The 12,854-nt window shown below is 43.6% G+C and carries 10 protein-coding genes; all 10 read left to right on the forward strand.

The window, feature by feature from the left end; translation table 11 throughout:
- Positions 1–92 precede the first annotated feature (92 nt).
- The 10 genes from EJP82_RS21370 (at position 93) to greA (ending at position 12,687) form a co-directional block, all read left to right on the forward strand.
- Positions 93–4,892 carry a carbohydrate binding domain-containing protein gene (locus EJP82_RS21370; RefSeq protein WP_170220264.1) on the forward strand — a complete coding sequence of 1,600 codons (4,800 nt, stop codon included), beginning with the start codon at positions 93–95 and terminating at the stop codon, positions 4,890–4,892.
- 190 nt (positions 4,893–5,082) lie between these two features.
- Positions 5,083–6,471: a threonine synthase gene (gene thrC / locus EJP82_RS21375; protein WP_127194102.1), complete on the forward strand. Its 1,389-nt coding sequence runs from the start codon at positions 5,083–5,085 to the stop codon at positions 6,469–6,471.
- 133 nt (positions 6,472–6,604) lie between these two features.
- Complete coding sequence (locus EJP82_RS21380) at positions 6,605–7,264, forward strand: glycosyltransferase (RefSeq protein WP_127194103.1); 660 nt, start codon at positions 6,605–6,607, stop codon at positions 7,262–7,264.
- A gap of 173 nt (positions 7,265–7,437) precedes the next feature.
- Positions 7,438–8,958: an MFS transporter gene (locus EJP82_RS21385; RefSeq protein ID WP_246054372.1), complete on the forward strand. Its 1,521-nt coding sequence runs from the start codon at positions 7,438–7,440 to the stop codon at positions 8,956–8,958.
- 46 nt (positions 8,959–9,004) lie between these two features.
- A complete protein-coding gene (locus EJP82_RS28680; RefSeq protein WP_281278209.1) occupies positions 9,005–9,130 on the forward strand; it encodes a hypothetical protein in 126 nt (41 codons plus the stop codon).
- A gap of 179 nt (positions 9,131–9,309) precedes the next feature.
- Positions 9,310–9,909 (forward strand): acyl-CoA-like ligand-binding transcription factor, encoded by a 600-nt coding sequence (locus EJP82_RS21390; RefSeq protein WP_425464361.1) that lies wholly within the window; start codon positions 9,310–9,312, stop codon positions 9,907–9,909.
- Positions 9,910–10,023: 114 nt separating this feature from the next.
- Complete coding sequence (locus tag EJP82_RS21395; RefSeq protein ID WP_170220265.1) at positions 10,024–10,509, forward strand: MarR family winged helix-turn-helix transcriptional regulator; 486 nt, start codon at positions 10,024–10,026, stop codon at positions 10,507–10,509.
- A 123-nt stretch (positions 10,510–10,632) separates the two neighbouring features.
- Positions 10,633–11,799, forward strand: coding sequence for an ArsA family ATPase (locus tag EJP82_RS21400; RefSeq protein WP_127194105.1), 1,167 nt, complete (start codon positions 10,633–10,635; stop codon positions 11,797–11,799).
- A gap of 5 nt (positions 11,800–11,804) precedes the next feature.
- Positions 11,805–12,014 (forward strand): hypothetical protein, encoded by a 210-nt coding sequence (locus EJP82_RS21405; RefSeq protein WP_127194106.1) that lies wholly within the window; start codon positions 11,805–11,807, stop codon positions 12,012–12,014.
- Between the two features lie 187 nt (positions 12,015–12,201).
- A complete protein-coding gene (greA, locus tag EJP82_RS21410; protein ID WP_127194107.1) occupies positions 12,202–12,687 on the forward strand; it encodes a transcription elongation factor GreA in 486 nt (161 codons plus the stop codon).
- The last annotated feature ends 167 nt before the right edge of the window (positions 12,688–12,854 follow it).

Genomic DNA, 12,854 nt, shown 5'->3' on the forward strand with positions numbered 1-12,854 from the left:
GAAAGCGCTTTTAACCGTTTGCGAAACTTTCGTAATTTATAGTAAACGGAGTGATGATTCTAAAATTATCACGAAAATCGAGGAGGGAAAGTGTGAAGAAGAGGATTGCATTATGGTTGTCCATTTTGTTGCTAGTATCCAGTTTTTCTTCAGGCTCAGCTGTTCTTGCTATCGAAAAATCGAAACCGGTTTCGAAACAAGAACATTGGGCTACAAAAGCGCTTGAAGTTTGGAAGTCGGCTGGAGTTATCCAAGGTTATCAGGATGGTTCTCTCCGGCCAGACGGTCAAATTACTACCGTAGAATATGTTGTCATGATGAACCGAATTTTTGGCTTCCAAGAGACAGTGGCACAGGTACCAGCAGAGATTCCTGCAGATGCTTGGTATGCTAAGGATTTGTCAAAAGCACTTGAAGCGGGTTATTTACCCACTATCAACATTGCAGATTTAGCAACGGGTTATTTGACCCGAGCGCAAGCCGCATGGAGCTTGAATAAATTATTTGCTCTTAGTGTGCCAGTTGAGGCTGTATCATTCTCGGATACGGGTTCTCTTGATGAAGAATCCATTCAAGCCATTCAAACTTTGGCTTCAGCGGGATACATCAAGGGTTACCCAGACGGAACATTTAGGCCAGATCGGACCATTACACGTGGAGAGATTGCTTCCATCTTAGATCGTCTGTTAGTGTCCTATGTTCATGATAGTGGGGTAAGAAATGTAGGTGGAATCCAAGGTAATATGCTGGCGAATCAGGCAGATGTAATCCTGAAGGATGGAAAGATTACGGGGAATCTATATTTCAGTCAGGGGCTTGGAAATGGAGATGCCTCGCTTGAGAATATCACGGTTGAGGATACTTTCTTCGTCCGTGGTGGAGGAGAAGAATCGATTGAAGTCAACAATTCCATCGTTAAACGATTGGATGTGAACAGACCGGACGGCAGGGTTCGGGTCCATCTTATCGGATCCACTCAAGTGGAGGAAACACGGGTTGGTGCGGATGCGAATCTAGACAACAGTGGAGCACCGAAAGCTAATTTTGGTCGAGTGGCGCTAGCTCCAAATGCGGCCAATATAAGTCTAACGGGACATTACGATGAGGTTGTTGTTCCTTTGAGACAAGGTACAGATGGTCAAATGCCAATCATTACGATCTCAGGCACGGTGAAAGAGCTAGTTCTAAATGGCCCAGCCACGATCCGTCTTGTAGGTGGAGCTGAGATTGTTAAGCTGGTCGTCTCTGCGCAAGCTGTAGCGTCAACTGTTAACGGAAGGATTCAATCACAAGGCAATTATTTTAATGTTAAATCCTCTGAGTCTGCTCCAACTGGGGGGACTCAAACTTCAGATGGTGGTAATAACTCTGGGGGAGGACCGGGCGGGGAGGTTCCATCTAGCCCATGGACGTTAGTGTGGAGTGACGAGTTTAGTGGAAATGAACTCAATCGCTCCAAATGGACCTTCGACCTCGGTAATGGCGAATCGGTAGGTAATCCGGGATGGGGCAACAATGAGTTGGAATATTATACGGATCGTCCTGAGAATGTGAGTGTCGAAGATGGAAATCTGGTCATTACCGCAGTAAAAGAATCACAAAAATTCAATGGTTTTGATTACACATCCTCGAGAATCAAGACAAAGGGATTGTTCAGTAAGAAGTATGGAAAATTTGATATTCGCGCTAAAGCTCCCAGTGGCAAGGGATTATGGCCAGCTATCTGGATGTTACCTGAGCATGATGCATACGGTGTGTGGGCAGCTTCTGGGGAAATTGATATTATGGAAGGTTGGGGAAGTGACACAGGGAAAGTTGGCGGCACCCTTCACTATGGGGGGCAGTGGCCTAATAATACCTATACCGGCAAGGAGTATCGTTTTGAGAACGGGGGTACTACCGAAGACTACCATGTATACGGCCTTGAGTGGGAGCCCGGTGAAATTCGCTGGTATGTAGATGGTAAGCTCTATGCGACGCAGAATGATTGGTTTAGCAAGAGTGTAGGCCAACCGGCAAACAATGCCTACCCGGCACCGTTTGATAAGCCATTTCATCTCCTTTTGAACTTGGCAGTGGGTGGTCATTTTGACGGAGACCCTACAGCAGATACGGAATTCCCGGCAAAGATGCTGGTGGACTATGTTCGTGTATATGAATTGACAGGCCGTGAATACCGGGAACCAGTGGTACCGTCTACACCTAAAGAGGATTACCCTGCAGGTTCCATTGCGGCGTTAGAAGACGGTAACTTGATGCGTAACGGAGATTTCACTAAGCATAACGAAACATCAGGAATTCCTAACATTGAAGGTGTGGTAAACACTGATTATTGGAATTTATTTATAGGAGAAGGAGGAGCAGGCGACCTAACGATTGAGAATATAGATGGGAAGAACTATGCCAAGGTGTCGATAACAACTGCGGGCAATCAGCCGTATTCCATTCAACCGCTTGGTATCGTCTCTTTGGCCAAGGGAAGGTATTACAAACTAAGCTTTGACGCCAAGTCGGACGACTCCCGCAATATGAGCGTCAAATTAACGGGCGGTAGCTCAAGAGGTTTTGCGGCTTATTCGCAAGCTCTACAAGCAGACTTGAACAACGAATTCAACCACTATGAGTTACCGTTCCAAATGAAGCAAGATGGTGACATCGCGGCGCGGATCGAGTTTAACATGGGACTGAATACTCATCCAGTATGGTTAGGCAACGTGCGGTTGGTTGAGGTCGACTCTCTTGAATTTGATCATGACGTACCGAAGGTACCACTCGCTGATGGAAACCATATTTACAACGGAACGTTTGACCAAGGTGAGGTAAATCGCTTGAGCTATTGGCATATCCTTGAGGAAGACGGAGCCAAAGTAAAGGCAAGTGTTGATCCAGCCCAACGCAAATTGAACTTAAACATAACATCGGGAGGAACCGATAAGTCCAGCGTTCAGTTGGTCCAGAAAGGGATTTCTTTGATCAAGGGGTTGGAGTACGAACTATCTTTTGATGCTAAAGCCTCAGCAGATCGGGAGATCGAAGTTGAACTAACAAGCAAGAATGGAACTTCTTATGGCAAGCAGTCGCTGACACTGAGATCTTCCAAGGAGAATGTTACCACACAATTCAAAATGTTGGCGGAAACAGATGAAGCTTCACAGATTATATTCCATCTGGGAGGAAAGACCGGGACCATTGAATTGGATAATATTAGACTGGTTCGAACATCGGTATATTTCGATCCAGATACCGTATTCTATCCGCTCATCAATGGCGATTTCAGTGAAGGGTTGGAACCGTGGCAGCTTGTTAACCCAGAGGGAGGCGGAGCTTCAAACGCTACCCTTGAAGATGATATGGCCAAGGTAACCATTACGAATAGTGGAACTAAACCACATTCCGTGTTGTTTTTCCAGGAAGGGTTAGCCGTCTCTAAAGGATTGACCTATATTCTGGAGTTCGATGCCAAATCCTCAATGAATCGAAAAATGAAGGTTTCGGTGGAGAATGCAAGTTATGCATCTTATATCTCTAAGACGGTTGATTTGACCAATGATGTAACTCGCTTTACTTATGAGTTCCAGACGCCAAACAAAGAAATGGTTGGTTTGAAGTTTTTGCTCGGAAATGTCGGAGACGGTGTGATCAGCGATAGCCACGAAGTATGGATCGATAACGTGGAGTTAAAAGTGAAAGATGCACCTGGTCTGAAGCCGCCTGTTTTGAAAGCTGACAGTACGGGTAACAATCCGGGTAATACGATAGCAATCACCTTCAGTGACAATGAAGCGTGGAGGAAAGCGATAAATACGGTACTTCTTAATGGGAAAGCCGTAGATGGGCAGAAATATGACATTCAAGAAGGAATATTAACTTTAGATGGGTCTCTATTTTCCTCAGCCGAACGTTATGAGATCATTGTCAAAGCTGAGGGTTATGCAAATGCTATGGTGAACCAGCCGATACTTTCAGCAAATGGAAATTTGGTCACTCAAGGCTCTTTTGATGAAGTTTCAAACGCATGGGTGACCTGGACAGGGGATGGAGGGGCTTTTGACTTCTCGGTTGAAGATGGAACTGCCAAACTAGATATCACAGGTAAAGGGCCGAATAACTGGAGCAATCAGTTTTATCAGGCCAACATTCCGATGGTGGCGGGTAAAACCTATGAGCTTAGCTTCAAAGCTTGGTCTACAGTGGCGCGTGATATTACCGTAGAATTCTCAGACACATCAGGTGGATCTGCGAAGTTCGATATTACTGCAACGGAAGCAGTATATAAGAAACAATTTACTGTAGATTCCTCCAAGCCGCTCAAGCTTAATTTCTTAATTGGTAAGGGTGTAACTGAGTTTGACACACCTCACACATTGTATCTAGATGATATTGAGATTAGGGAAGTGACGAATCCATCTCCTGGGACGGAAGGACATGACCTATTGAATGGTGACTTCTCACAAGGTACCGAATCATGGGATATATATACAAATGATGGTTCAAATGCGGAGATCTCTGCAGCGGATGGCGAGTTAAAAGTTGACTTTAAGAACTATGACGGATGGAACTCTTGGTCAACCCAAATCTATCAGAATAAGTTGAATTTAAAGAGCGGTACCACGTATACCCTCTCCTTCGATGCTAGTTCAAGTCTGGATAAACGGATTGGGGTAGATATCGTAGTTAACTCAATTCCTGACGGTTCAAGCGGGAAACACTTGGCGGAGACGCTGGATCTTACGTCTGATAAGCAGACATTCACGTATGTTTTCTCCGTTGGTGATTCAGGTGATCCAAATGCTAAGCTAGTTTTCTTGCTTGGTAGTCAAAATGTTCCAGGAGAACAATTTATTTCTCATAATATTTTATTGGATAACGTGACTTTAGTAGAAAAGAAATAGGGCAATATTTAAAGCTGGAATGGGCCAAACCTATTCCAGCTTTATTCTTTATGCTATCCCCGGGAGATGCCCATACAAGAATGAAATTTGGGTATTTTCATAATTTGCTGTAAATTATTTGCTAGACCATACGCAGCGACGCATTTTTTTGATACAATAGCTGAAAACTGACTCGTATAAGGAGATTATTATGGACTACATTAGCACTCGGGGGAAAGTAGGAGCGATCGGCTTCATCGATGCCGTGATGATGGGACTCGCCGATGATGGCGGACTACTCGTTCCGAAACACATCCCGCAAGTATCTGAAGAGACTTTGAAGCAATGGCAACAACTTTCTTATCAGGATTTAGCGCTGGAAATCTTTTCGCTATATATTGGCGAGGAAATTCCACGTGAAGACTTGAAGAAGCTTGTCGACGATAGTTATGCAACATTCCGCGACGCGGAGGTCACTCCTGTACGCTCGATGAATAATAGTCTTCAAATTCTTGAGTTATTTCACGGGCCTACATTTGCATTCAAAGACATAGCATTACAATTTTTAGGCAACCTATATTCGTACATCTCTCGTAAAGACAATTCGATCATTCATATTCTCGGTGCGACTTCCGGCGATACTGGAGCTTCAGCGATCGAAGGTGTACGTGGTAAGGAAGGTATTCGCATCTGTATCCTGCATCCACATCAGAAAGTAAGTAAGGTGCAAGAATTACAAATGACGACGGTTGATGATGCCAATGTGTTGAATCTATCTGTGGAGGGTAACTTCGATGATTGCCAACGCATCATCAAAGAGTTATTCGCCGATGTAGACTTTAAACACCGTTACCACTTGCGTGCCATTAACTCTATCAACATTGCACGTATTTTGGCACAAACGGTGTATTACTTCTACGCATACTTCCAACTTACGAAGAAGGATCCGGCCGCGAAGGTTAACTTCAGCGTACCAACAGGTAACTTTGGTGACATCTTTGCAGGTTATTTAGCTAAACGCATGGGGCTTCCGATTCACAAGCTGATTCTTGCTACCAATGAGAACAATATCTTAGAGCGTTTCGTGAATGAGGGCGTATATCAACCAGGAGAGTTCCATAGCACTTACAGTCCATCTATGGATATTCAGGTTGCGAGCAACTTCGAACGGTACCTCTATTTCCTTCATGGCGAAGATGCACAAGCGATTTCCGCGATCATGGACCAATACAAAGTCGATGGTAAAATTGTGATCCCAGCGGATAAGCTGGCTAAGGTTCAAGCTGATTTTGTCGCTTATGGTGTACAAGGCGAAGAATGCCTGCGTACTATCAGCAAGTATTATGAATCAAATGATTACTTGCTTGACCCGCACACCGCTTGCGGTGTGGCAGCAGCAGAGCAATTCACAAGCGAGGGTGAAGTGACCGTTGCCCTGTCTACAGCGCATCCAGCGAAGTTTGACGAAGCGATTCGTTTGGTTAACATCGAGCAAACGTCGCCAACGCAAATTGAAGCTTTATTCGATAAACCTCAGTTCCAGACACTCGTAGGTGGATCCAACAGCGAAATTATCGAGCAACTGGTTAAGTTCTACTAAGTTTTACATTACGAGGTGCGGCACAGCTCCAACAGGTATATTACCTGTTGGAGCTGTTTTTTTATGAATGGATTGTCCTGAAAAGTGCATAATATACCAGGAATTTAATCCAAGCTTAAAAGGAGAAGGTACGATGAAAAGCAGGCTTCTAAAACTAACGCTGTTGAGTATATTTCTAGTTCTGAATTTGGTACCCCTACACGCTAAGGCGGCCACAGGGGACGATCCAGTCCTTGCACAAAAGGATTGTCTGAGTCAATCGAAGGTAGATCTGAAGTGGGATTTAAGAAAACTTTGGATCGATCATGTAAGGTGGACGCGAGAATATATCGTAAGCGCTATTGCAGGTTTGGAGGACCAACAACAAGTACTAGCAAGGCTTTTGAAGAATCAGCAGGATATTGGCAATGCGATCAAACCATATTATGGCGATGCGGCTGGTGACAAACTGGCTGAAATATTGCGTGAGCATATCCTACTCGCGGGGAAAGTACTAGATGCAGCAAAGGCTGGCAATCAGGCAGACCTCGAGAAGTACAATAAAGAGTGGCATAGAAATGCAGATGATATTGCTGATTTTCTCAGTAAGGCGAATCCCAATTGGTCCAAAAAAGAACTGCAAGACATGTTATATGAGCATCTGAAATTAATAACGGATGATGTAACAGCAAGGCTTCATAAGGACTGGAACGGTAGCATTAATGCTTATGATAAGGGTTTGGACCATATGATTATGTTCGCTGATATCCTTGCGGATGGAATTATCAAACAATTCCCTAATAAGTTTAAGTGACTTTGGACCCCAAATGAAATAACAAAAGGTCGGTACCTGTTAAGGGCTTCCGGCCTTTTGTTATTTTATTTTAACGGATTGAACTTCGTTAACTACAACTAAATAATTTGACAGTAACTATCAAATGATATAGTATCTCGATATGAAGTTAATGTTGAAAGGTGGTAACTATCGTGGAACTCAAAGGAAATCACAGATGGTGGGTGTTAGGCGCACTGGCTATCGGCATACTAGCGGTTGGTTTAGACATGACAATTCTTAATTTGGCTTTACCTATCTTAGCTACAGACTTGCATGCAACGAACGGAGAACTCCAATGGTTTGCTGATGCGTATAATTTGGTCTTTGCTGCTGCGTTACTTCCTGCAGGATTGCTTGGTGATCGTTTAGGGCGTAAGAAGATGCTAATTATTGGGCTGACTTTGTTTGGAGTGGCCTCGGTGGGATGTGCCTATGCAGGTTCCGCATGGGAATTAATCGCTGGGCGCGCATTTCTGGGTCTTGGTGCAGCACTGTTGGTACCATTGTCCATGTCCATCATCCCGGTGTTGTTTTCTGAAAAGGAACGCCCTAAGGCAATTGGGATTTGGATGATGGCTAATGCATTTGGCATTCCGCTTGGACCTATAGTAGGGGGATGGTTACTCAACAACTACTGGTGGGGTTCCGTTTTCCTAATTAACATCCCGTTAGTTGTTCTCGCTTTATTCGCAGTTTTCATATTGCTACCGGAATCTCGAAGTAAGATGAGCCAACGGGTAGATTTCATTGGTGTGATAGCCTCAAGCCTAGGGCTGGTCGGTGTAACATACGGTGTAATTGAAATAGGAGAGAAAGGTTGGGGAGAACCCGTAACGTTGATTACATTGATAGCGGGTTTATTGGTTCTTGTGGGCTTTGTCCTTTGGGAGCGGCGAGTTAGTCACCCACTCATTGACCTTTCGTTATTTCGTTCGTCTAGCTTCACTTGGGGTACGATACTAGCTACGGTTATATCCTTTGCTATGTTCGGGGTGTTATTTCTGATGCCGCAATATTTTCTAGCGGTCGGAGGGGTGGATGTGCAAAGAGCCGGTCTGCAATTACTGCCGCTAGTTGGTGGCCTCTTAGTGGGATCACAAATATCTGACCAACTTCAGTCACGGTTTGGGGCTAAGATCCCCATTGCACTCGGTTTTCTGGTGCTTGCGACAGGTCTGATTGTCGGAACCAATACCGGTATAGACACTGGATACGGCTTTACTTCGGTATGGATCACAATTACCGGACTTGGCATTGGGTTTGCGTTACCTGCGGTTATGGATGCAACCATTTCCGCACTTTCGGCCGAGCGGAGTGGTGTGGGCTCAGCGCTGATCATGGCCATGCGGCAAGTCGGGGGGACAATGGGAGTAGCTATCCTGGGGACCTTACTAAGTACTGGGTATCGAAATAAACTGGATTTGCACGGGTTATCTGGGGAAGCCGCGGAGTCGGTACGACGAAATGTATCAGCCGGTGTAGCGGTGGCACGCCAGATCAATTCGACCACATTGATCGATTCGGTGAGATCATCCTTTATTCACGGAATGGAGATCACGTTGTGGGTGTGTGGGGGTGTTGCTGCTCTAGGTGTTCTAATAACGTTGAGCTTCTTGCAGACGCGGGTAGATCGTAATGTGAAATCGGAGCTTGAGCAGACTACCGTTGGATAGTAAGTGGTGATCGAGTAGTTAAGGAATCTGGTAGAAGTCTTTTCATTTGTTCGATGTGTACGCTATCAGCCAAGGAGGCGGACTACCGATCGGTACTGTTATGGGGGCTCTCGCTTTGTTCGCAGTAGGAAGCGTCGCGGGCGGGCTCAAGCTTATCCACCGGGATTTGTAGTGGTACCGTACTAACCGTTCTTTCCAGGAGCGGTTTTTTTCTTTGTGGAAATTTAATTATTGACGGATTGACAAAATTGACATAAACAATCAAAAGGAATAAAGTGTCATTATAATGTAGAGTGAATGGAGAAATGGAGTCTGAACGAACTAAACTAGCATTAAGGAGTGAAGAATAAAGTGTCATCAGATAATAAAATGATCATGGGATTGCGTGAGCGTAAAAAGGCCAAGACCATGACAGCGATCCAAATGCACGCTATGCGACTATTTCGCGAGCAAGGTTATAAAGCGACTACAGTGGAACAAATTGCGGATGCTGCGGAGATCTCTCCCAGTACCTTTTTCCGATACTTTGCGACCAAGGAGGACGTGGTGATTACTGACAACTATGATCCTCTACTCATCACTGCATTTGAAAACCAGCCACCTCATTTGAGTCCACTTCAGGCTATACGTGGTGCAATGATCTCGGAAGTAGCCGGTACGCCTGAGGATGAACTGGAGATGGCGCGTGAACGAAACCAACTGATTATGATGGTCCCAGAGCTGCGTGCAGCGATGCTGAACAATCTGACGCAGATGATGCAGTTAATCGCAGAGATGGTCGCAAAACGTATTGGTTCTAAGCCGGATGACATAGCTGTGCGTACATTCGCCGGGGCGATTATTGGAGTGAATATTTCGGTGATGCTCTATTGTGCAGATCATCCGGATGCCAATTTCGCAACAGTATTAGATGCGGCTTTGACTAAACTGGAGGATGGCCTGCCGTTGTAGATTGTACAATCAAAAAGAATGGATTAACTATGGTTATTGACAACAAATAAAAAGAGCAGTAAGATGCTCTTAAATCATTTATTTCGGAAACCAAAGTATTCGGAGGATGAACTAATGCCAGACTTGAACAAACTTATAGATCTGATACTTAGCAATATCAGAACCATCCTCTTCCCAGAAGAAATCATAAATTTGGATCTTACTCTCTCAAAGACAGAGCTTCTTATGATGATCATGCTGGATAGGTATGGAGAAATTACGATGAGCCAAATGGCGGAATACTCCAATGTGCCGATGAGTACAGCCACAGGAATTGTAGATCGTCTAGTTAAGCTCAAGTACATGAAACGCAACAGAAGTGAAGAAGACCGTAGGATTGTCGTCATTGCTCTCTCAGAGACAGGCGAGAAGGTAGTTTATGAACTAAAGAAGCAAATTTCGGAATATGTAACGCTGATCGACCAAGCACTAACCGATGAGGAGAAGAGCTTATTATTCAGTATATTTCTCAAAATCGGTCAACTGTTTCGTGAGAAGAGTGCGGATGCCGCACCAGCAGAACAACAACCATCTGTATTAACCCAAATTAAAATCGATTAGAAATAATTCGCCCACCATGTGGGCTTTATATATATTAAATACTTCGACATACGAAATATACTGAACACGAAATTAAATTTAAATGCTTAACTCTTCGAGAAAATAAACAGGAGGGAATTCAAGATGAGAATTATTTTGTATACAGGGAAAGGTGGCGTAGGTAAGACAAGTGTTGCTGCGTCAACCGCGGTACAGAGCGCTGCGCAAGGGCTAAAAACATTAGTCGTAAGTACAGATCCAGCCCATAGCTTGGGCGATTCATTGGATAGACAGCTTTCTTCGGAGCCAATTGAAATTGAGAAAAATCTGTGGGCACAAGAGATCGATACCATTCATGAGGTGGAAAAGGGCTGGGGTAAGATCCAACAATATATGACCACATTACTTACCTCTAAGGCCGTAAAAGATATTACAACCGAAGAATTAACTGTTTTCCCTGGGATGGAGGATCTGCTGAGCCTATTAAGGATACTGCAATATTACAAAGAGAAGACCTTTGATGTTGTCATTATTGACTGTGCTCCGACAGGTGAAACTTTGGCTTTACTCAGTTTTCCTGATATCTTCCGTTGGTGGATGGAGAAGCTATTTCCGATTAAAAAGAAGATGCTAAAGGTAGCAAGACCGGTAATTGGCCCTTTAACGGGTATTCCGATGCCATCCGATTCCGTTATGGATGAACTTGATAATGTGTACTATCAACTAGATGAGATGAGACAAATAATTGCGGATCGTGAGACGACAAGCATTCGGATTGTTGTTAATCCAGAGAAAATGGTGATTAAAGAGGCTCAACGAAGCTTCACCTATCTCAATATTTACGATTTCAACGTAGATGGCATTGTTGTCAATCGGGTTATACCCGATTCTGTTACAGATCCCTACTTTAAAGCGTGGAAAGATGCTCATGCTCGGTACAAAGAAATGATCCATGATAGCTTTTCACCGTTACCGATTTATTACGCTCCTCTTTTTGACCAAGAGGTGGTTGGGATTGATATGTTGAAACGGATGGGCAAGGAGATGTTTAGTGACAATGACAATCCCATTGAAATTAAGACGAATCTGCGAACGCAGCAGGTGGTGAAGGATGGCGCTGAATATATCTTTTCGATCTACCTACCGTTTACGGAGAAGAAGGATCTATCCTTGAATCAAAAGTTTGATGAATTAATTATCAAGGTTGGAAATGTCAAAAGAATCATCACGTTACCTCGTACATTGCAGAGTCTAACCGTAAAGGGTGCAGAATTTGTGGAAGAAACGTTAAAAATACGTTTTGGGGGTTGATTCGTATGGATGAAAAGTTATTAGTTAAAGCTATGAAGTGGAAATTTGAAGGGATGCATCTCCTCATCGAGGCTTTGCCAAGCTCACTTGGGCAATCGGTAAAAGATGCTGAAGTGACTTTTATTAAAAGCATTCACGAGGCAACGGGGGAATATCTCTCGAATGTGAAGTCAGAGGAAAAGAAATCGGGTTTGCAGCCAGTTAGTATCGATTGATGTTAACCGCAATTTAGAAGTGTAGCAGTATCTAGAATCGGGTGTCTCGAAGGTAGTTAAACCTACTTTTGAGGCACCCTTTTTGCAGAGTTCTATAATTTACCTGATCTTTTTCTCAAGTTTATTAGCCTTCTTTAGTGGAAATAGATTAGAATTAAGTAATGCAAGACAAATGGGAGCTGTAAAAATGGCAAATGAGCATGATGAAGTTATATTGACAAGAGAAGGATTAACTAAGCTAGAGGAAGAACTAAGGGACCTGAAAGGCCCGAAACGTAAGGAGCTAGCCGCTCGTCTTAAGTTAGCTATAAGTTTCGGAGATTTGAAGGAAAACAGTGAATATCACTCTGCCAAAGATGATCAGGCGTTCATGGAGACTCGAATTCTAATCTTGGAGAAGATGCTAACTAAAGCACGTGTAGTTGAATTGGATGATGCGGATAGGGACAAAGTGGGCGTTGGTACTACTGTCGTATTGAATGATATTGAATTTTCTGAGAAGATTGAATACCAAATTGTAGGGCCAGCTGAAGCAGATGTTTTGAATAATAAAATATCCTATGAGAGTCCTTTAGGTAAGGAAATGATGGGAAAAAGTATTGGTAGCCAAATTAATGTGAAGGCACCTATGGGCATTATTAGATATGAGCTACTTGAAATAAGAATTGTGTAGTTAATGCATACCCAGATCGTCAATTTAGAGTGTCCTCAACGTTACCTTAAAGGAAACGTAAGGGCACTTTATTGGTTTAATGTCTTCTTTTTTAATTTTTTTCGGCTCCTCTTGTTTTAATAATAAAAATTTGGGACAATTATATGAATTGAATCATTGAACAGAAT

Origin of the sequence: Paenibacillus anaericanus, from assembly GCF_003994475.1 — a bacterium.
Classification (GTDB): Bacteria; Bacillota; Bacilli; order Paenibacillales; family Paenibacillaceae; genus Fontibacillus; species Fontibacillus anaericanus.

Bases quoted from the DNA above. Each gene is read 5' to 3' on its own strand.
- EJP82_RS21380 (WP_127194103.1), top strand. From the start codon at position 6,605: ATGAAAAGCAGGCTTCTAAAACTAACGCTGTTGAGTATATTTCTAGTT.
- EJP82_RS21405 (WP_127194106.1), top strand. From the start codon at position 11,805: ATGGATGAAAAGTTATTAGTTAAAGCTATGAAGTGGAAATTTGAAGGG.
- EJP82_RS21395 (WP_170220265.1), top strand. From the start codon at position 10,024: ATGCCAGACTTGAACAAACTTATAGATCTGATACTTAGCAATATCAGA.
- thrC (WP_127194102.1), top strand. From the start codon at position 5,083: ATGGACTACATTAGCACTCGGGGGAAAGTAGGAGCGATCGGCTTCATC.
- EJP82_RS21400 (WP_127194105.1), top strand. From the start codon at position 10,633: ATGAGAATTATTTTGTATACAGGGAAAGGTGGCGTAGGTAAGACAAGT.
- greA (WP_127194107.1), top strand. From the start codon at position 12,202: ATGGCAAATGAGCATGATGAAGTTATATTGACAAGAGAAGGATTAACT.